The organism is Crenalkalicoccus roseus, assembly GCF_004761865.1.
In the GTDB taxonomy this organism is placed as follows: domain Bacteria; phylum Pseudomonadota; class Alphaproteobacteria; order Acetobacterales; family Acetobacteraceae; genus Crenalkalicoccus; species Crenalkalicoccus roseus.
On sequence record NZ_SJDM01000040.1, the window covers coordinates 1 to 20765 of the forward strand.

At 73.2% G+C, this 20765-nt stretch carries 16 protein-coding genes; 13 read left to right on the forward strand and 3 right to left on the reverse strand.

Annotation, left to right across the window (positions count from 1 at the left end; genetic code table 11):
* Both ET526_RS17265 and ET526_RS17270 read right to left on the reverse strand, forming a co-directional pair.
* Positions 1-2524: AsmA family protein (locus ET526_RS17265; RefSeq protein WP_135469364.1), on the reverse strand; the 2524-nt coding region annotated here is incomplete at its 3' end.
* 120 nt (positions 2525-2644) lie between these two features.
* Positions 2645-3994 carry an oligosaccharide flippase family protein gene (locus ET526_RS17270; protein ID WP_135469366.1) on the reverse strand — a complete coding sequence of 450 codons (1350 nt, stop codon included), beginning with the start codon at positions 3992-3994 and terminating at the stop codon, positions 2645-2647.
* A gap of 304 nt (positions 3995-4298) precedes the next feature.
* Between ET526_RS17270 and egtB the strand changes: the two genes are divergently transcribed.
* From egtB to ET526_RS17285, 3 genes are read left to right on the forward strand one after another with little or no spacing between them, the layout of a single operon-like run.
* Positions 4299-5504 carry an ergothioneine biosynthesis protein EgtB gene (gene egtB, locus ET526_RS17275; RefSeq protein ID WP_135469368.1) on the forward strand — a complete coding sequence of 402 codons (1206 nt, stop codon included), beginning with the start codon at positions 4299-4301 and terminating at the stop codon, positions 5502-5504.
* Entirely contained in the window at positions 5501-6478 is a 978-nt protein-coding gene (egtD, locus tag ET526_RS17280) for an L-histidine N(alpha)-methyltransferase (protein WP_240048450.1), read from the forward strand. Before egtB ends, egtD begins: the two co-directional genes overlap by 4 nt.
* Positions 6479-6518: 40 nt before the next feature.
* The gene (locus tag ET526_RS17285; protein WP_135469370.1) at positions 6519-7262 is read left to right on the forward strand and encodes a glycerophosphodiester phosphodiesterase family protein; all 744 of its coding nucleotides are present in this window, start codon (positions 6519-6521) and stop codon (positions 7260-7262) included.
* Here ET526_RS17285 and ET526_RS17290 read toward each other — a convergent pair.
* Complete coding sequence (locus tag ET526_RS17290) at positions 7237-7941, reverse strand: TetR/AcrR family transcriptional regulator (protein WP_135469372.1); 705 nt, start codon at positions 7939-7941, stop codon at positions 7237-7239. The genes ET526_RS17285 and ET526_RS17290 overlap by 26 nt on opposite strands.
* Before the next feature lie 299 nt (positions 7942-8240).
* Here ET526_RS17290 and ET526_RS17295 point away from each other — a divergent pair, with 299 nt between their 5' ends.
* From ET526_RS17295 to ET526_RS17340, 10 genes are read left to right on the forward strand one after another with little or no spacing between them, the layout of a single operon-like run.
* Entirely contained in the window at positions 8241-9065 is an 825-nt protein-coding gene (locus ET526_RS17295; RefSeq protein ID WP_135469374.1) for an ABC transporter ATP-binding protein, read from the forward strand.
* Positions 9062-10996, forward strand: coding sequence for a long-chain fatty acid--CoA ligase (locus ET526_RS17300; RefSeq protein WP_135469376.1), 1935 nt, complete (start codon positions 9062-9064; stop codon positions 10994-10996). The genes ET526_RS17295 and ET526_RS17300 overlap by 4 nt, the downstream gene beginning before the upstream one ends.
* Before the next feature lie 10 nt (positions 10997-11006).
* Positions 11007-11900 carry a branched-chain amino acid ABC transporter permease gene (locus ET526_RS17305; RefSeq protein ID WP_135469378.1) on the forward strand — a complete coding sequence of 298 codons (894 nt, stop codon included), beginning with the start codon at positions 11007-11009 and terminating at the stop codon, positions 11898-11900.
* Positions 11901-11910: 10 nt separating this feature from the next.
* Positions 11911-12972 (forward strand): branched-chain amino acid ABC transporter permease, encoded by a 1062-nt coding sequence (locus tag ET526_RS17310; RefSeq protein ID WP_408869772.1) that lies wholly within the window; start codon positions 11911-11913, stop codon positions 12970-12972.
* 25 nt (positions 12973-12997) lie between these two features.
* Positions 12998-14284: an ABC transporter substrate-binding protein gene (locus ET526_RS17315; RefSeq protein WP_240048451.1), complete on the forward strand. Its 1287-nt coding sequence runs from the start codon at positions 12998-13000 to the stop codon at positions 14282-14284.
* Positions 14281-15123: an ABC transporter ATP-binding protein gene (locus tag ET526_RS17320; RefSeq protein WP_456305122.1), complete on the forward strand. Its 843-nt coding sequence runs from the start codon at positions 14281-14283 to the stop codon at positions 15121-15123. Before ET526_RS17315 ends, ET526_RS17320 begins: the two co-directional genes overlap by 4 nt.
* Complete coding sequence (locus ET526_RS17325) at positions 15114-16358, forward strand: phenylacetate--CoA ligase family protein (protein WP_456305123.1); 1245 nt, start codon at positions 15114-15116, stop codon at positions 16356-16358. Before ET526_RS17320 ends, ET526_RS17325 begins: the two co-directional genes overlap by 10 nt.
* A gap of 2 nt (positions 16359-16360) precedes the next feature.
* On the forward strand, positions 16361-17983 hold the full coding sequence (locus ET526_RS17330) for an acyl-CoA synthetase (protein ID WP_135469387.1): 1623 nt from the start codon (positions 16361-16363) through the stop codon (positions 17981-17983).
* Positions 17984-19159, forward strand: coding sequence for an isovaleryl-CoA dehydrogenase (locus ET526_RS17335; RefSeq protein WP_135469389.1), 1176 nt, complete (start codon positions 17984-17986; stop codon positions 19157-19159). It abuts the gene before it with no gap.
* 59 nt (positions 19160-19218) lie between these two features.
* The gene (locus ET526_RS17340; RefSeq protein WP_456305124.1) at positions 19219-20763 is read left to right on the forward strand and encodes a carboxyl transferase domain-containing protein; all 1545 of its coding nucleotides are present in this window, start codon (positions 19219-19221) and stop codon (positions 20761-20763) included.
* Positions 20764-20765: the final 2 nt, after the last annotated feature.

Genomic DNA, 20765 nt, shown 5'->3' on the forward strand with positions numbered 1-20765 from the left:
CCGGCGCGGCGGAGGCCGGCACCGGCCCCTCCCGCCCGCCGCGCGCGATGCGCAGCGCCGAGGCGCAATCCGGCAGCCCCCCCGCCGGTTCCCGCCCGCCCAGCGCGCCGCCGAGCTGGCCGAGGATCTGCCCCGCCGCGGCCCCGAGCTGGCGTTCGGCGAGGTTCGCCGCCTCCCCCGCGAGGGCGCTGCCGGCCAGCGCGCCCCATTCCGGCCGCGGCGCCGCCAGCGTGCCGGTCAGCGGCACCGGGGCGCGGATGCGCAGCCCCCCGGGGCCGAGGCCCGGCACCGGCAGGCGCAGATCGGTGTTCAGCCGCAGCGCCAGGCTCTCGTCGCGCAGGCTGATCGCGCCCTCCCCCGCCACCCGGCCGAGGCTGGTGTCGGCGAACAGCGTCCGCGGCCGCGCCACCCCCTGCTCGGCCTCCAGCCGCGCGGCGAGGCAGGCGATGGCGAGGGGCTGAGCCGCGAGCTGCGCCACCGCCGGAACCTGCCGGCGCAGCTCGGCGAGCAGGGCTTCCAGAAGCGCCGGCGGCAGCCGCGCCTCGGTCACCGCGAGGCCGAGATGGCCCTGCGCGGTGGCGGCGGCGGCGCGCAGGTCCCGGCCCCGCCCGCGCAGGTCGAGGTCGAGCTCCAGCCGCCCGGTGACGCCCTGCGGCCCGCCCAGGGCGGCGAGCAGCGGCGCGAGGTCGAGCCGGTCGGAGCGGGCGGCGAGCTGCACCGCGGGCGGGTCGGCAGTGATGTCGGCAGCGGCGCGCAGCGTCACCGGCCCGCCCGGCAGCGTGGCGGCCAGCGGGTCGAGCCGCCCCCTGCCATCCTGCACCACCAGATGCGCCGACACCTCGCGATAGGTGGCGCCGCCGGCCAGCAGCTCCGCCGCCACCAGGCGAAGGTCGGCGTCGAACACGCGCAGCGCCTCGAGCGGCAGCGGCAGGTCGGGGATCAGCCGCCCGTCGCGGGGTGGCGGCGCGGCCGGCGCCGCCGGGGCGGGCGCCGCCGGGGCGGGCGCCACGGCAGCGCGCAGCGTGTCGAGGTCGAGGCGGCGCGAGGAAAGCCGCCCCGTCACACCCGGCCGGACGCCGATGACGTAGGTGAGCTCCCCCGCCACGTCGCCCGCCGCCGGGGCGGCGGCGCGCAGGCCGCGCAGGATGGCCCCACCCTCGAAGCCGGGGCCGCGCTCGGCGAGCCGCGCCTCGGCCGAGAGGTCGCGCAGCGGCGGCAGGGGCGCGCCGAGCAGCGGCGACAGGGCGGCAAGGTCGGGCACGCGCAGCGCCAGCGCCAGATCCACCCCGGCGAGGGCGCGGGGATCGGCGATGCCGCCCTCCACCGTGGCGGTCGCGCCCGCCGCCTGCGCCATCAGCGCCACCGGCCAGGGCTGCGCCGGGCGGCCGCCCGCGAGCAGCGGCGCCGGCGGGCCGAGCGTGCCGGAGAGGGCGAGCGGCGCCTCCCCCACCCGCGCCTCCGCCTCCAGCGCCACTGGCTGGTCGGGCGCCGGCAGGCTGGCGGCGAGGCGGAGGAGGCGCAGGCCGGGATGCAGGGCGTTGAGGTCGCTCTCCCCGACCGAGAGGCGGATGCCGGAGAGGGCGGGGGCGCCGCCGCCGGCATCGGCCAGCACCGCGGCGGCCTCCATCCCGCGCAGCGGCGGCAGCGGGATGTCGGGCACCAGCCGGGCGAAGCGGGCGAGGTCCGGCACCCGCGCCGAAAGCGCGAGACGGTAGCCCTGGCGGAGCGCCGGCCGCGCCACCTCCCCCTCGGCGGCGAGGCGCGCGCCCTCGGCCTCCAGCGCCAGGGCGAGCGGCCAGGGCGCCCCGTCCGGCGCGGTCAGGGCGGCGAGCGGGCCGACCTCCCCAGCCAGGGCGAGGGGCATGTCCTGCAGCGCGAGATCCCCCTCCAGCCGCAGCGGGCCGCCGGGGGCGCGCGCCGCCGCCTCCAGCCGCCGGATGCCGAGGGTCAGCGGCGCCCCCTCGCCGCGCCAGGTGACCACGCCCTCCCGCAGCAGCAGGCGGTCCACGCTGACGGCGAGGGAGCGGGCGGGCGGCGCCTCCGCCGCCGGGGCGGGCGGCGGCGCGGCCGGGGGCGCCGCGGCCGGGCCGGGATCCGGGGCGAAGACCCAGTTCGGCCGGCCGCCGGCGCCGGTCTCGAGCAGCAGGTCGGGGCCGTCCAGCACCAAGCGCCGCACCTCCACCCGGCGCGACAGCAGGGGCAGCAGGGCGAGCTGCACCTCCACCTGCCGCACCCGCAGCATCTCCGGCCGCGACCCGCCCTCGACATTCGCAAGGGAGACATCGCCCAGGGTAAGGGTGGGGACGAGGGAGAGCTTCACCCCGACCGGCCCGGCGATGGCGACGTCGCGCCCCGTCGCCTGCTCCGCCGCCGCCTCGAGGCGGGGCTTCTGCGCCTCGGCGTCGAAGGTGGCGAGGAACAGGGCGAGCGCGGCCACCGGCAGCAGCAGCACCAGGGCAAGGCCGAGCAGCGCCCAGCGCAGCAGGCGGAGGCGGCGGGTCGGGGCGGGGGCGGGGTCGGCCATCTGCGCGTCCGTTCGTCAGCCTAGAGCCGTTTCCACTCGGCTGTGAACGCGGAAACGGCCCTAGTCCCTTGTTTGTAGAGCGGAGTCGCGTTCCCGGCGGTTTGCGATCCGCCCGGGGGCCTACTCCGCCGCCGCGGGCAGGGGGCGCAGCGCCCGTGGCACCCGGCGGCCGATCGCGAGCCAGGCGACCAGCGCGAAGACCAGCGCCCCGGCCAGCGCCGCCGCGGCCAGCCGCGGCAGCGGCGGCAGGGCGAGCTCCTCGCGCAGCAGCAGCACCGCCACCGCCATCACCCCTGTCGCCGCCAGGGCCGGCGCGATGCGGCCGAGCAGCCAGAGCGGCGAGCGGCGGATCTCCCGCAGCGCCAGGAAGGTGACGAAGGGTGCGATGACCAGGGTGCTTGCCGCCCAGCACCAGGCGACGCCGATCGGGCTCTCGGGGCGGAGGAGGAGCAGCGCCAGGAGCGGCATCGCCATGGCGATGCCCGCCACCAGCAGGTTGCGCCGCGCCTTGCCCAGCGCCACGAACAGGCTGCCCGCATCCCCATAGGCGAAGGAAGCGACGGCGACCAGCCCTACCACGCGCGCCGCCTCCGCCGCCGGGGCCCAGACCGGGCCGAGCAGCGCCTGTACGAGGTCGGGCGCGATCAGCGCCACCCCGGTGGCGATCGGCATGCCGATCAGCGCCTGCAGCTCGGCAACGTCGCCATAGGCCTCGGCCAGCGCCTTGCGGTCGTGCTGCAGCGCGGAAAAGCGCGGCAGGGCGATGCGCGGTGTCGCGGTCCAGACCACGGCCAGCACCGCGTCCACCAGGCGGAAGGCGACGTTGCTCACCGCCACCACCGCCTCCGCCACCACCGTGCCGAGCGCCAGGACGAACAGCCGATAGCGGCCCGCCTGCACGATCACCGAGAGCACCTGCGGCCCCGCCACCGGCCACAGCACGCCAAGGGCACGGAGGGAGAGGCGCGGCCGCAGCCGCTGCCGAGCCAGGGTCAGGAGCAGCAGGAAGACGAGCAGCGTCGCCGTCATCTGATGCGCCACCATGGCCCAAGGGCCATGCCCCGCCTGTGCCACCGCAAGCCCGGCGGCAAGGGCCAGCGGCAGGCCGATCAGGGCCCGCAGCGCCAGCAGCAGGTAGCGCCCCTCCCGCAGCACCAGCCCGGAGACGGCGCCGGAGAAGGCGGAGAAGGGCAGCAGCCCGGCCAGGGTCAGGATCAGCGGCTGCACCTCCGGCACCCCGACCTGCCGGGCGATCACCGGCGCCAGCGCCGCCAGCACCGCCGCGCCGGCGAGCCCGGCCAGCACCTGCGCGGTGACGGCGCTGCGCGCCTCCAGGCGGGAGAGGCCCCGGCGCTGCACCACCGCATCCGTGAACAGGGCGGCCCCGGCCAAGTCCGCCAGCAGGAAGGCCGCGATGGCGATGGCTCCCGTGCCCGCCGCCTCCGGCCCGATGGCCCGGGCGATCAGCATCAGCGAAAGGAAGGAGACGACCGCGCCGGTCCCGGTCTCGACGAGGACCCAGGCCGGGGACCGGGATGAGGGCAGGCGAAGGCGCGGCAGGGTGCGGATCCTTGGATCAGGGGTTGCGCGGGGCGGCGCACCATCCGCGCGGCGGCGCCCGCATGCACCACACAAACCCGTGCCCGTTAGGGCGGCCGGCCGGGCGGGTGGTTGGCATCCCGGCCCGGGGGCGCATCTGCCGGGGGCATGGCCGCGCAACCGTCACGGCGGGGACGGCTTTCTCCCCGGGCGCCGCATCGGAGAAGGGGGACGCATGAACGCCATTCACCCGGCCGGCCGGGGTGCCAGCCCCGAGGTTCTGGCCGAGCGCTACCGCGCGGTGCGCGCCCGCACCGAAGCCCTGGCGGCGCCGCTCTCGCCCGAGGACCAGACGGTGCAGTCCATGCCGGATGCCAGCCCCACCAAGTGGCACCGCGCCCACACCACCTGGTTCTTCGAGACCTTCCTGCTGCTGCCCCACCTGCCGGGCTACCGGCGCGTGCGGGAGGAATATGCCTTCCTCTTCAACTCCTACTACGTGGCCGCCGGGCCGCGTCATGCCCGGCCCCGGCGCGGCATGCTCACCCGCCCCTCCTGCGCCGAGGTGGCGGAGTATCGCGCAAGGGTGGACGAGGCGATGGCGGCGCTGCTGCGCGATCCGCCGCCGGAGGCGCTGCCGCTGGTCGAGCTCGGCCTGCAGCACGAGGAACAGCACCAGGAGCTGCTGCTGACCGACATCCTGCACGCGCTTTCCGCCAACCCGCTCCGCCCCGCCTACGATCCCGCCTGGACGGAGCCCGCCGCGGCGCCTGGCCCGGCACGGCTGCGGGATGGCCCGGAGGGGGTGGTGGAGATCGGCCATGACGGGCGTGGCTTCGCCTTCGACAACGAGGGGCCGCGGCACCGCGCCCTGCTCGCCCCCTACCGCATCGCCGACCGGCTGGTGAGCAACGGCGAATGGCTCGCCTTCATGGAGGCGGGCGGCTACCGCGAGCCGACCCTGTGGATGAGCGACGGCTGGGCCGCCCGCGAGGCGGAGGGGTGGGAGGCGCCGCTCTACTGGGAGCGGCGCGACGGCGCCTGGGCGCAGTTCGGCCCCGGCGGCCTGCGCCCGCTGGATCCGGCGGCACCGGTGCGGCATGTGAGCTGGTACGAGGCCGATGCCTTCGCCCGCTGGGCCGGGAAGCGGCTGCCGACCGAGCAGGAATGGGAGGCCGCGGCGGCGCGCGGCCTGCTCGCCGAGGTGGAGGGCGTCGCCTGGCAGTGGACCGGCAGCGCCTACCGCCCCTATCCCGGCTTCCGCCCCTGGGAGGGCGCGGTCGGCGAGTACAACGGCAAGTTCATGGTCAACCAGATGGTGCTGCGCGGCGGCTCCCTGGCCACGCCGCCCGGGCACACGCGGCCGACCTACCGCAATTTCTTCCCGCCCGGCAGCCGCTGGCAGTTCAGCGGGCTGCGCCTGGCGGAGGACGCGGCGTGATCGGCGCCGCCCCGCGCCCCCGCGCCGAGGCCGGCCGCCTCGCCCCGCCGGAGGCGGGCGCGGCCCTGCTCGCCGACGCGCTGGCGGGGCTCTCCGCCCCGCGCAAGACGCTGCCCTGCAAATGGCTCTACGACGCCGAAGGGGCGCGGCTGTTCGAGGCGATCACCCGCCTGCCGGAATACTACCCGACCCGGACCGAGATGCGGATCCTGGGCGAGTGCGGGGCGGAGATCGCGAAGGCGGTGGGGCCGGAAGCGACGGTGGTGGAGTTCGGCCCGGGCGACGGGGTGAAGGCGGTGCTGCTGCTCGGGGCGCTGGCGCGGCCGGCCGCCTACCTGCCGGTGGACATCGCCCCGGAATGGCTGGAGGCCGCGGCCTCCCGCGTCGCCGCCGCCTTCCCCGGCCTGCCGGTGCGGGCGGTGGTGGCGGATTTCAGCCGCCCCTTCGCCCTGCCGGGCCGCCCGGCGCGGGAGGCGCGGCTCGGCTTCTTCCCCGGCTCCACCATCGGCAATTTCGAGCCGGAGGAGGCGGCGGGCTTCCTCCGGCGCAGCCGCGCCGCGCTGGGGCCGGGGGCGCGGATGCTGCTCGGCGCCGACCTCGTGAAGGACCGCGCGGTGCTGGAAGCCGCCTATGACGACGCCGCGGGCGTCACCGCCGCCTTCAACCTCAACCTGCTGGCGCGGCTGAACCGGGAGGCGGGGGCGGATTTCGACCCCGCCGGCTTCCGCCACCGCGCGGTGTGGAACGCCGCGGCGGAGCGGGTGGAGATGCACCTCGTCTCGCTGCGGGCGCAGGCGGTGCGCCTCGGCGGGCGCACCATCCGCTTCGCGGCGGGGGAGACGATCCACACCGAGAACAGCCACAAATACCGCCCCGAGCGGCTGCGCGCCCTGGCCGGGGCGGCGGGCTGGCGGGCGGGGCGGATGTGGACCGACCCGGAGCGGCTGTTCTCCGTCTGGCTGCTGGAGGGCTGATCCCTTCGCGGCCGGCCGCGGCGCCGGTAGGGTTGCCGCCATGCTCCCGACCGAGATCGCCAGCCACCGCGGCGGCGCCTTCCTCTGGCCCGAGAACAGCCTGCTCGCCTTCCGCAACGCCCTGGCGCTGCCGGCCGAGCAGCTCGAGCTCGACGTCCACCTCTCCGCCGACGGGGAGGTGGTGGTGATCCACGACGCGACGCTCGACCGCACCACGGATGCCGCGGGGCCGGTGGCGGCGCGCGGCCTGGCGGAGCTGCGCGGCGTGCGGCTGAAGGGCACGGGCGGGGAGGCGGTGCCGACGCTGGCCGAGGCGGCGGCGCTGGTGGCCGCGGCGGGGCGGGTGCTGCGCCTCGAGATCAAGGCGGACGCGGCGGGGCGGCCCTATCCGGGCATCCTGCGCCGCTGCGCGGAGGTGCTGGACGGGCATGGCCTGCGCGGGCGCACCGTGCTGATGAGCTTCCAGCCCGCGACCGTGGCCGGGGCCGCCGCGCTCGGCGGGTTTCTCCGCCGCGTGCTGCTGATGGAGGCGCGGGCCTGGCGCGGCATGGGTGCCGCGCTGGCGGCGGGGCTTTGCCGCGCCTGCGGGGGGGAGGAACTCGGCCTTCCGATCGCGGAATGGGACGAGGCCTCGGTGGCGGCGCTGCGCGGCGAGGGGCTTGGCGTCAGCGCCTGGGGCACGGACCATGCGGAGAGCATCCGGCGCGCCTTCGCGCTCGGGATGGACGCGATCGCCACCGACGACCCGGCGCTGGCGCTCAGCCTCCGCGGCGCCGGGGGCTGAGCGGCGTCTTGGCGCGGGCGCGCTTGCCCTGCGCCTTCGCGGCCGGCCGGGCGGGCGGCGCCGCCCGCGCCGCGGCCTCCCCGCGGTGCCGGCGCACGCCGTCCAGCACGAGCCTGGTGTGCAGCGCCACCAGCTCCTCCTTCGAGAGCCGCCCGTCCGGCCGGTACCAGGTGCACACTCCGGTGAGCATCGCCAGGATCGCATAGGCCGCGACATGGGTGTCGGGGATGTCGAGCTCGCCCGTGGCGACGCCGGCATCGAGCAGCGCGATCAGCCTGCCCTCGTAGCTGCGCCGCATCGCCACCACGCGGGCATGGTTCGGCGGCTCCAGCGAGCGCAGCTCGAAATTGGCGATGAATACCTCCTGCCTCCTCTCGAAATGGTAGAGCAGGTGGTGGGCGATGAAGGCGCGCAGCCGCGCCATGGGATCGGGCCCGGCGGCGGCGAGGGCGGCGTCGGTCTCGGCGAGCAGCGCGGCCATGTGCTCCGCGATCAGGTCGAAGAGCAGGCCCTGCTTCGTCGTGATGTGGTTGTAGAGCGAGCCCGGACTGATTCCGACTTCCGTCGCGAGCTCGCGCAGGTTCATCGCCGCGTAGCCGTGGCGGTAGATCAGCCCGCGGGCGCTGCTGCGGATCGCGGCGGCGGTGCGGGCGCCGTTCGAGCCCGAGATGCGCGCCATGCTCTTCCCCTCCGCCCGCGGAGGGTCCCGCAGGAAGGGGCTTGCGGTCAACCCGGAAACTAACGTATGTTCGTTTTCAAGCGGGGCAGCCATGTCCCCGCAAGGGAGGGCACGGCGCGTGGCGACAGGGCCGCATCCGATCCGCCAAGGGAATTTCCGCCGGGCGCCGGCCCCGGCGGCGCATCCGTCCCATGCCGCGCTGCGGGAGGCGCGCCATGCCGCCTGATCCGCGCGGGGCTGGCGCAGGCCCCGCTTCCGCCCCACATGCCGGGCAGGGCGAGGGCGCGGAGCGCAGTCGCATGGGAGAGGAAGCGCCGATCCTGGAGGCCGAGCGCGTCTCGCTGCGCTTCGGCGGGGTGCGGGCCCTGACCGACGTCTCCTTCAGCGTGCGGCGGGGCGAGATCTTCTCCATCATCGGCCCGAACGGCGCCGGCAAGACCTCCATGGTCAACTGCATCTCCGGCCGCTACCGCCCGACCGAGGGGCGGATCCGCTTCGAGGGCCGCGACATCACGCGGCTGCGCACCAACCGCCGCGCCGCGATCGGCATCGGCCGCACCTTCCAGAACCTGGCGCTGTTCGGCCACATGACGGTGCTCGACAACATCATGGTCGGGCGCCACCACCTGCTCAGGCACGGCTTCCTGACCGGCATGCTCTACTGGTTCGGCGGCGCGCAGCGGGAGGAGATCGCGCACCGGCGCGAGGTCGAGGAGATCATCGACTTCCTCGAGATCCAGCACGTGCGCAAGGCGGTCGCCGGCACGCTGCCCTACGGGCTGCGCAAGCGCGTCGAACTCGCGCGCGCCGTGGCGCTGCGCCCGAAGCTGATCCTGCTCGACGAGCCGATGGCGGGCATGAACCTAGAGGAGAAGGAGGACATGGCCCGCTACATCCTCGACCTGAACGAGGAGTGGGGCATGACCGTCCTGATGATCGAGCACGACATGGGCGTGGTGATGGACATCTCCCATCGCGTCATGGTGCTGGATTTCGGCAAGAAGATCGCCGAGGGCGCGCCGGAGGCGGTGCTGGCCGACGAGCACGTGAAGCGCGCCTATCTCGGCGAGGCCGACGAGGTGGTGAGCGAAGCCCCCGAGGCGACGGAGCCCGTGGCGCCATGAGCGCGGCGGCGGAACCCGTCCGGGCCGGCGGCGAGGCCGACACGCTGCCCAAGCTGCTGCTCCGCAACGCCCGCGCCCATGGCGGGGAGGTGGCGCTGCGCGAGAAGGAGTTCGGCATCTGGCGCAGCGTCACCTGGGCGGAGTACGAGGCGCGCACCCGCGCCTTCGCGCTCGGGCTGAAGGGGCTTGGGATCGGCGCCGGCGACGTGGTGGGGCTGATCGGCGACAACCGGCCGGACTGGGTGATGGGCGAGATCGCCGCGCACGCGGTCGGCGCCCGGTCCCTCGGCATCTACCGCGACGCGCTGGACGACGAGGTGGCCTACCTGCTGGAGTTCGCCGGCGCCAGCGCGGTGTTCGCCGAGGACGAGGAGCAGGTGGACAAGCTGCTCAACATCTCCGAGCGCGTGCCGACGCTGCGCCACATCATCTATTCCGACCCGCGCGGCATGCGCAAGCACCGCGACCCGCGGCTGCTGCCGGCGGCGGAGCTGGTGAAGGCGGGCGAGGCGGCGCACCAGGCCGACCCCGGCGCCTGGGAGCGCATGGTGCGCGCGACGGACGGCGAGCAGGTGGCGATCCTCTGCACCACCTCCGGCACCACGGCGCGGCCGAAGCTCGCCATGCTCACGGGGCGGGCGCTGATCCGCCACTGCGAGTGCTACCTCAAGGCCGATCCCAAGGGCCCGGAGGACGAGTACGTCTCCGTCCTGCCGCTGCCCTGGATCATGGAGCAGGTCTACGTGCTCGGCTGGGGGCTGATCGCGCGCATGAAAGTCAACTTCGTCGAGGAGCCGGAGACGATGATGGCCGATTTCCGCGAGATCGGCCCGACCTTCGTGCTCTTCGCGCCCCGGGTGTGGGAGGCGCTGGCGGCCGATGTGCGCGCCAAGGTGATGGACGCCACGCCTTTCAAGCGGCGGATGTTCGACCTCGGCATGAGGCTGGGGCTGGAGGCGCTGGACAGGGGCGGGCGCTCCACCCTCGCGGACCAGCTCCTGTTCCGCGCGCTGCGCGACCGCCTCGGCTTCACCAGGCTGCGCTCGGCGGCGACCGGCGGGGCGGCGCTCGGGCCCGACACCTTCCGCTTCTTCCTCGCCATGGGCGTGCCGCTGCGCCAGCTCTACGGCCAGACCGAGCTGCTCGGCGCCTACACGCTGCACCGGCCGGACGACGTGAATTTCGACACGGTGGGCGTGCCCTTCGACAACAGCATCGAGATCCGCATAGACAATCCGGACCAGAACGGCGTCGGCGAGATCGTCACGCGCCACCCCAACATGTTCTCGGGCTATCTCGGCGTGGCGGAGAACCCGGATCTGCGGGACGGCTGGCTGCACACGGGCGATGCCGGCTACTTCGACAAGGCCGGGCACCTGGTGGTGATCGACCGCATCAAGGACATCGCCACCACCAGCCGCGGCGACCGCTTCTCGCCGCAGTACATCGAGAACAAGCTGAAATTCAGCCCCTACGTGGCGGAGGCGGTGGTGCTGGGCGACGGCAGGCCGCACCTCGCCGCCATGATCTGCATCCGCTTCTCGATCGTGAGCAAGTGGGCGGAGCGCAACCGCATCGCCTTCACCACCTACAGCGACCTCTCGGCCAAGGAGCCGGTGCTGGAGCTGCTGAAGGCGGAGGTGGCGAAGGTGAACGCCACCCTGCCCGAGCCGCAGCGCATCCGCGACTTCGTGCTGCTCTACAAGGAGCTCGATGCCGACGACGAGGAGCTGACGCGCACGCGCAAGGTGCGGCGCGGCGTGATCGGACGGAAGTACGGCGACATCATCGAGGCGATCTACCGCGGCGACCGCGCCATTCCGGTGGACACCACCATCACCTTCCAGGACGGCACCAGGCAGCGCATCCGCACCACGCTGCGCGTGGTCTCCATGGAGGAGCGCGCCGAACTGCCGATGGCAGCGGAATAGGGGGGAGGCGATGGACTGGTCGCTGCTGCTGCAGCTCACGCTGAACGGGCTGATCGTCGGCGCCCTCTACGGCGTCGTCGCGATGAGCTTCGTGCTGATCTACAAGGCGTCGCAGGTGGTGAACTTCGCCCAGGGCGAGTTCCTGCTGGTCGGCGCCTGGGTCTGCTGGTGGCTGCTGACGAGCTGGCAGCTTCCCTTCTGGGCCGGCTTCCTGGTCACCCTGGCGTTCATGACCGTGTTCGGCGTCGTGCTGCAGGTGGTGGTGCTGCGGCCGCTGATCGGCGAGCCGGTGATCAGCGTCATCATGGCGACGATCGGCCTCGGCATCTTCTTCCAGGCGCTGATGAAGTGGATGTTCGGCGTCTTCGCCCAGCCCTTCCCGCCGATCTTCACCACCGAGCGCGTCACCGTGCTCGGGCTGGAGGTGCAGAGCGTCTACCTGCTGAGCCTCGCCATCTCCGTGCTCATCATGCTCGGCTTCTGGTGGTTCTTCACCTTCTCCCGCCACGGGCTGGCGATGCGTGCCACCGCCTTCGACCAGCAGGTGGCGCAGTCCCTCGGCGTCTCCGTCCCGCGGGTCTTCGCCATGGCCTGGGCGATCTCGGCCGTGGTCTCGGCGGTCGCGGGCGTGGTGGTGGGCGTGGTGAACGGCGTCTCCTCGGCGCTGTCCTTCTACGGCATCAAGGTGTTCCCGGCGGTGATCCTGGGCGGGCTCGACTCCATCGTCGGCGCGGTGCTGGGCGGCATCATCGTCGGGGTGCTGGAGAACTGGGCGCAGTACCTGGACGCGGAGTGGCTGCACTGGGGCAACATGTACGCCATCGCCCCCTTCTACGCCCTGATCCTGATCCTGCTGATCAAGCCCTACGGGCTGTTCGGCACCCAGAACATCGAGCGGGTCTGAGACGATGGCCATGCTGGCGCCGGCGGGCGACTACCGCACCTCCTACCGGGAGGACATGACGATCTTCCCGACGCGCAACAGCCGCATCGCGCTGTGGCTCGGGATCGCCCTGCTCTGCCTCGCCCCGCTCGCGCTCGGGCGCTACGAGCTGGGGCTGCTGATCAACATCGGCTTCCTCGGCATCGCCGCGCTCGGGCTGAACATTCTGGTCGGCTTCACCGGCCAGATCTCGATCGGCCACGCCGCCTTCTTCGGCTTCGGAGCCTTCGCCAGCGCCTGGCTGCACGAGGTGGCGCACATTCCGGTCGCGCTTTGCATCCCGCTCGCCGGGCTGATGACGGCGGCGGTCGGGCTGGTGTTCGGCGCGCCGGCGGCGCGGCTGAAGGGGCTCTACCTGGCGATCGCCACGCTCGCAGCACAGTTCATCCTGGAGGACTTCTTCGCCCGCGCGCAGTGGTTCACCGGCGGCGTCGCCGGGCGCATCACCGAGCCCTTCACCCTGTTCGGCTGGGTGGCGGACCGGGAGCAGAGCTACTTCTACGTGGTGCTCGCCTGGACCATCATCATGTTCGTCGCCGCCGCGAACCTGATGCGCACGCGGGACGGGCGGGCGCTGGTGGCGGTACGGGACCACTACCTCTCGGCCGAGATGATGGGCATCAACCTCGCCTACTACCGCACCCTCTCCTTCGGCATCGCCAGCTTCTACGCCGGCATCGGCGGGGCGCTCTACGCGCACTACCTGCTGTTCGTCAGCGTGGAGGCGTTCAACATCCTCTTCTCCATCCAGTTCCTTGGCATGGTCATCATCGGCGGCCTGGGCAGCGTGATGGGCAGCCTGATGGGTGCGGCCTTCATGGTGCTGCTGCCGGAGGTGGTGCAGGTGGCGGCGGACGCGCTCTCGGGCAGTGCCATCGACCGCGCGCTGCGCCTCGGTGCCTCCATCTCCTTCCTGCGCGAGATGGCGATCGGTGCCGCCATCATCCTGTTCCTGATCTTCGAGCCGGACGGTCTCGCCAGGCGCTGGCGGCTGATCCGGGCCTACTGGAAGCTCTACCCCTATTCGCACTGACATGGTTGGGAGGACACGCATGAGCATGAGGCGGAGACTTCTCGGGGCGGTGGCGGCGGCGGCGCTGGCGCTGCCGGCGGCGGCGCAGGCGCAGCCGATCCCGGTCGGGCACCTGATGGACAATTCCGGCGCGACCAGCGATGTCGGCGTGCCCTACGGCCAGGGCGTGTCCGACGCGCTGCAGTGGGTGAACCGCACGCGCAACGGCATCAACGGCAGGCCGCTCAACGTGCTCGGCTTCGACTACGGCTACCAGGCGCCGCGCGCCGTCAGCCAGTACCAGGCCTGGAGCCGCGACCGCGTGGTGGCGATCCAGGGCTGGGGCACGGCGGATACCGAGGCGCTGATCCGCTTCGTCACGCGCGACCGCATCCCCTACATCTCCGGCTCCTACTCCGCCGCCCTGACCGCGCCGAAGGGCCGGACGGATCGGGCGGGGGTGGAGGCGGCGCCCTATAATTTCTTCTACGGCCCCTCCTACAGCGACGCGCTGCGCGCCATGCTGATCTGGGCGAAGCAGGATTGGGAGAGCCGCGGCCAGCAGGGCAGGCCGCGCTACGTCCACATGGGTGCCAACCATCCCTATCCGAACTCGCCGCGGGCGGCCGGCGAGGCGATGGCGCAGGAACTCGGCTTCGAGGTGCTGCCGGCGATCCAGTTCGCGCTGACGCCGGGCGACTACACGGCGCAGTGCCTGACCCTGCGCAACCAGGGCGCCCACTACGCCTATCTCGGCAACACGGCCGGCTCCAACATCTCGGTGCTGCGCGCCTGCCAGACGGCGGGGGTGCAGGTGCAGTTCCTCGGCAATGTCTGGGGCATGGACGAGAACGCCATGAAGGCGGCCGGCACCGCGGCCAATGGCGTGGTGTTCCCGGTGCGCACCGCCGCCGTCTGGGGCCAGGAGGCGCCGGGGATGCAGACGCTGCAGCAGATCAGCCGCATCTCCGATCCGCAGGGGCAGGTCTACCGTCCGGTGCACTACCTCGCCGGCGTGTGCAGCGCCATGCTGATGGTGGAGGCGATGGAGACCGCCGCGGCCAATGGCGGCCAGGTGACGGGCGAGCGCATCCGGGACGGCTTCTACGCGCGCCAGGACTGGGTGCCGCGCGGCTTCGAGGGAGTCTGCGCCCCCTCCAACTTCTCCCCCGACGACCACCGCGGCCAGCTTCGCGTCGCGCTCTACCGTGCGCGCGTCACCGGGGACACCACCCAGGGCAGCGTCGGGGAGCTGATCCGCGCCGGCACCATGCGCCTCGAGCCGGTGACCACCATCGAGCTTGAGCGCAGGGCCGAATGGCTGGGGTGGTGAGCGCGACCCTCGACCGCGGGAAGGCGTCGCCGGGAGCGGACCCGGCGGCGCCGCCGCTGCTCGAGGTCAACAACATCGAGGTCGTCTACAACGACGTCATCCTGGTGCTGCGCGGCCTCTCCCTCGCCGTGCCGCAGGGGAAGATCGTGGCGCTGCTCGGCGCCAACGGGGCGGGCAAGTCCACCACGCTGAAGGCGATCTCCGGCCTGCTGAAGACCGAGGAGGGTGAGGTCACGCGCGGCGAGATCCGCTTCGCCGGCGAGCGCATCGACGGCACCGATCCGCACCTGATCGTACGCAAGGGGATCTTCCAGGTGATGGAGGGGCGGCGCATCGTCGCCGACATGACCTGCCTCGAGAATCTCCGCCTCGGCGCCTTCACCCGCACCGACGCCGAGGTGAAGCGCGACATCGAGATGGTCTATTCCTATTTCCCGCGCCTCAAGGAGCGCACGGGCCTCGCCGGCTACCTCTCGGGCGGGGAGCAGCAGATGCTGGCGATCGGGCGCGCGCTGATGGCGCGGCCGAAGCTGATCCTGATGGACGAGCCTTCCATGGGCCTCTCGCCGCTGCTGGTGAAGGAGGTGTTCGGCATCATCAAGCGGCTGAACCAGGAGCTCGGCATCACCATCCTGCTCGTGGAGCAGAACGCGCGCATGGCGCTCTCCGTCGCGAGCTACGGCTACGTGATGGAGCAGGGCAAGGTGGTGCTGGACGGTACGGCAGAGGCGCTGGCGGCCAACGAGGACGTGAAAGAATTCTATCTCGGCGGCCATGGCGCGGAGCGCAAGAGCTTCAAGAACATCAAGTCCTACAAGCGCAGGAAGCGGTGGCTGTGACCATGGGCGAGTTCTACGACGCGCTCGAGACCCGCAGCGCCGATGCGCGAGAGGCCGCGCTCGCCGCCGCGCTGCCGCGCCAGGTGGCGCATGCCAGGACGCGGGCGCCGCATTATGCCCGGCTGCTGGAGGGGGTGGACCCCGCCGCCGTCACGGACATGGCGGCGCTGGCGCGGCTGCCGCTGACGCGCAAATCGGCGCTGATCGCGCGGCAGGCGGAGGACCCGCCCTTCGGCGGCGTGGTGGCGACCCCCATGGCGAAGCTCGCGCGCGTCTTCGCCTCGCCCGGTCCGCTCTACGAGCCGGAGGGGGAGGGGCCGGATTACTGGCGTTACGCCCGCGCCCTCTTCGCCACCGGGCTGCGCGCGGGCGAGCTGCTGCACAACTGCTTCGCCTACCACTTCACCCCCGCCGGCATGATGCTGGAAGGCGGCGCGCGCGCCCTCGGCTGCCCGGTCTTCCCGGGCGGCACCGGCAACACGGAGATGCAGGCGCGCGCCGCGGCGCATCTGCGCCCCCGCTGCTACAGCGGCACGCCGGACTTCCTCAAGGCGATCCTGGAGAAGGGGGACGAGCTCGGCCTCGACCTCTCCTCGATCCGCCTCGGCCACGTGACGGGCGGCGCCTACCTGCCCGCCCTGCGCGAGTGGTACGCGGCGCGCGGCCTGACCGTGCTGCAGAGCTACGGCACCGCCGATCTCGGCCTCGTCGCCTATGAGAGCGAGGCGCGGGAGGGGCTGATCCTCGACGAGGGGGTGGTGGTGGAGATCGTCCGCCCCGGCACCGGCGATCCCGTGCCGGACGGGGAGGTGGGGGAAGTGGTGGTCACCACCCTCAACCCGCACCACCCCCTGCTCCGCTTCGCAACCGGCGACCTCTCCGCCATCCTGCCGGGCGCCTCGCCCTGCGGGCGCACCAACCGGCGCATCCGCGGCTGGATGGGGCGCGCCGATCAGGCGACCAAGGTGCGCGGCATGTTCGTCCGCCCGGAGCAGGTCGCGGAGATTCTGCGGGACGTGCCGGGCGTTGGCAGGGCGCGCCTCGTCGTCTCGCTGGAGGGCGAGCGGGATGCGATGCTGCTGCGCGCCGAGGCCGCGGATGCCGGCGTCGCGCCGGCGCTGGAGGCCGCACTGCAGGCCCGCACCAAGCTGCGCGGCGCGGTGGAGGTGGTGCCGCCCGGCAGCCTGCCGAACGACGGCAAGGTGATCGACGACACGCGGCCGGTGCCCGGCTGACCATGCTGCCCGCCGGCGACAGCTACGAGGCGATCCGCGCCGCCTTCCGCTGGCGGATCCCCGGGCGGTACAACATCGGCGTGGATGCCTGCGACCGCTGGGCGGATGGCAGCGGCCGGACGGCGCTGATCCACCTGCGTTCGGACGGACGCGTGGAGCGCATCGGCTTCGATGCGCTGAAGGCGCAGTCGAACCGCCTGGCCAACGTGCTGCGCGCGCATGGCGTCGCACGGGGGGACCGCGTCGGCGTGCTGCTGCCGCAGGTGCCCGAGGCGGCGGTGGCGCATCTCGCCATCTACAAGCTCGGCGCCATCGCCGTGCCGGTGTTCCAGCTCTTCGGCGAGCAGGCGCTGGAATTCCGCCTGCGCGATTCCGGCGCGGCGGCGCTGGTCACCGACGCGACGGGGCTCGGGAAGCTGGCGCCGATCCGCGGCCGCCTGCCGGCGCTGCGCCTGGTGCTGGCGGCGGACGGGCCGGGCGAGGGCGCGCGCGACATGGCCGCGGAGATGGCGCGCGCCTCGGCATCCTTCGCGCCGGCGGACACGGCCGCCGAGGATCCGGCGCTGATCATCTACACCTCCGGCACCACCGGCGCGCCCAAGGGAGCGCTGCACGCGCATCGCGTGCTGCCCGGCCACCTGCCGGGGGTGGAGATGCCGCAGGACCTGTTCCCGCGGCCCGGCGACCTGTTCTGGACGCCGGCCGACTGGGCCTGGATCGGCGGTCTGCTCGACGTGCTGCTGCCCAGCCTCCATCACGGCGTGCCGGTGCTGGCGCACCGCATGGCGAAATTCGACCCCGAACTCGCCTTCCGCATCATGGCGGAGCAGGGCGTGCGCAACGCCTTCCTGCCGCCCACCGCGCTGCGCATGATGCGCGCGGTGCCGGATCCCGCGCGCTTCGGCGCGCGGCCGCGCAGCATTGGCTCGGGCGGGGAGACGCTGGGGGCGGAGCTGCTGGAATGGGGGCGCGCGGCCTTCGGCGTCACCATCAACGAATTCTACGGCCAGACCGAGTGCAACCTGGTGGTCTCCTCCTGCGCCGCGCTGATGCCGCCCCGGCCGGGCTGGATGGGCCGCGCCGTGCCGGGGCACGAGGTCGCGGTGGTGGATGCGGAGGGACGCGAGTTGCCGCCGGGCACACAGGGCACCATCGCCATCCGCCGGCCCGACCCGGCGATGTTCCTCGGCTACTGGAACAACCCGGAAGCGACGGCGGCGAAATTCGCCGGCGACTGGCTGCTGACCGGCGACACCGGCCTCATGGACGAGGCGGGCTGGTTCCGCTTCGTCGGCCGGGAGGACGACGTCATCACCTCCGCCGGCTACCGCATCGGCCCTGGGGAGATCGAGGACTGCCTGGCCTCGCACCCCGCCGTCGCCATGGCGGCGGTGGTCGGCGTGCCGGACCCGGTCCGCACCGAGCGCGTGGTGGCCGTGGTGGTGCCGCGTCCCGGCTTCGCCGCCGGCGAGGATCTGGCGCGCGGGATCCAGGAGCACGTGAAGCGGCGCCTCGCCGCCCATGCCTATCCGCGGGAGGTGCGCTTCGCCGAGGCGCTGCCGCTGACCGCGACCGGCAAGGTGATGCGCGGCGAGATCCGGCGCCGCCTGGGCGAGGAGGGCTGAATGCTTGCTAACCGCACGATTCCGGGACTGGATTTCGGCCTCGGCGAGGAGGTGGACATGCTGCGCGAGACGGTGCGCGGCTTCGCCGCCGACCGCGTGGCGCCGCTCGCGGCCGAGATCGACCGCACCGACGAATTCCCCCGCCACCTCTGGCCGGAGATGGGCGCGCTCGGCCTACACGGCATCACGGTGGAGGAGGAATGGGGCGGCACCAACATGGGCTACCTCGCCCATTGCGTGGCGATGGAGGAGGTGAGCCGCGCCTCCGCCTCGGTCGGGCTCTCCTACGGCGCGCATTCCAACCTCTGCGTCAACCAGATCCGCCGCTGGGGCACGCCGGAGCAGAAGCGGCGCTACCTGCCGAAGCTGATCAGCGGGGAGCATCTCGGCGCCCTGGCGATGAGCGAGCCGGGGGCGGGCAGCGACGTGGTCTCCATGAAGCTGCGCGCGGAGCGGCGCGGCGACCGCTACGTGCTGAACGGCACCAAGATGTGGATCACCAACGCCCACTACGCCGAGACGCTGGTGGTCTATGCCAAGACCGAGCCGGAGGCCGGCCCGCGCGGCATCACCGCCTTCATCGTCGAGCGCGGCTTCAGGGGATTCCGCCCGGCGCAGAAGCTCGACAAGCTCGGGATGCGCGGCTCCCCCACCAGCGAGCTGGTGTTCGAGGAGTGCGAGGTGCCGGAGGAGAACGTCCTCGGCCCGCTGAACGAGGGCGTGAAGGTGCTGATGTCCGGCCTCGACTACGAGCGCGCGGTGCTGGCGGCCGGCCCGCTCGGCATCATGCAGGCGGCGCTCGACGTGGTGGCGCCCTATGTGCACGAGCGCCGGCAGTTCGGCCAGCCGATCGGCGAGTTCCAGCTCATCCAGGGCAAGCTCGCCGACATGTACACCACGCTGAACGCCTGCCGCGCCTACGTCTATGCCGTGGCGCGGGCCTGCGACCGCGGCCAGACCACGCGCAAGGACGCGGCAGGGGCCATCCTCTACGCGGCGGAGGCGGCGACGCGCGTCGCGCTCGACGCCATCCAGATCCTCGGCGGCAACGGCTACATCAACGACTACCCGACGGGGCGGCTGCTGCGCGACGCCAAGCTCTACGAGATCGGCGCCGGCACCAGCGAGATCCGCCGCATGCTGATCGGGCGCGAACTGTTCCGGGAGACGGCGTGAGCACCATCCCCTCCTCCGTGGACACCCGCAGCGCGGAGTTCCGCATGCGGGCGGAGCACATGCGCGGCCTGCTCGCCGAGCTGGCCGGGCGCACGGCACAGGCGGCGCAGGGCGGGCCGGAGGCGGCGCGGCAGCGCCACCTCGCGCGCGGCAAACTGCTGCCGCGCGAGCGCGTCGAGCGGCTGCTCGACCCCGGCGCGCCCTTCCTCGAACTCTCGCCGCTCGCCGCCTGGGAGATGTACGGCGACGAGGTGCCGGCGGGCGGCATCATCACCGGCATCGGGCGCGTCTCGGGCCGCGAATGCGTCATCGTCGCCAACGACGCCACGGTGAAGGGCGGCACCTACTACCCGATCACGGTGAAGAAGCACCTGCGGGCGCAGGAGGTGGCGCTGCAGAACCGCCTGCCCTGCCTCTACCTGGTGGATTCGGGCGGCGCCAACCTGCCGAACCAGGACGAGATCTTCCCTGACCGGGAGCATTTCGGCCGCATCTTCTACAACCAGGCGAACATGTCCGCCCTCGGCATCCCGCAGATCGCGGTGGTGATGGGAAGCTGCACCGCCGGCGGCGCCTACGTGCCCGCGATGTGCGACGAGGCGGTGATCGTGCGCGAGCAGGGCACCATCTTCCTCGGCGGCCCGCCGCTGGTGAAGGCGGCGACCGGCGAGATCGTCACCGCCGAGGAGCTTGGCGGCGCCGACGTGCACACCCGCCTCTCCGGCGTCGCCGACCACTTCGCGATGGACGACATGCACGCGCTCGGCATCGCCCGGCGCATCGTCTCCCACCTCGGCGCACCGCGGCGCGCCGCGCTCGACATCGCCGCCCCCATACCGCCCCGCTACGATCCGCAGGAGCTCTACGGCATCCTGCCGCGTGACGTGCGCAACCCCTACGAGGTGCGGGAGGTGATCGCGCGCATCGTGGACGGCAGCGAGTTCGACGAGTTCAAGGCGCGCTACGGCACCACCCTCGTCTGCGGCTTCGCCCGCATCTGGGGCTTCCCGGTCGGCATCCTGGCGAACAACGGCATCCTGTTCTCCGAATCCGCGCTGAAGGGCGCGCATTTCGTGGAGCTGTGCAGCCAGCGCGGCATCCCGCTGCTGTTCCTGCAGAACATCGCCGGCTTCATGGTGGGGCGGAAGTACGAGGCCGGGGGCATCGCCAAGGACGGCGCCAAGCTGGTCACCGCGGTCGCCACCACCGCGGTACCGAAATTCACCGTGCTCGTCGGCGGCAGCTTCGGCGCCGGCAATTACGGCATGTGCGGCCGCGCCTACTCGCCGCGCTTCCTCTTCACCTGGCCGAACAGCCGCATCTCGGTGATGGGCGGTGAACAGGCGGCGAGCGTGCTCGCCACCATCCGCCGCGACAACATCGAGGCCGCGGGCGGACGCTGGAGCGCGGAGGAGGAGGAGGCGTTCAAGGCGCCGATCCGCGCGCAGTACGAGGCCCAGGGCTCGCCCTACTACGCCACGGCGCGGCTCTGGGACGACGGCATCATAGACCCCGCCATGACGCGCGACGTGCTCGGCCTCGCCATCGCCGCCAGCCTGAACGCGCCGATCGGGGAGACGCGCTTCGGCCTGTTCCGGATGTAGGC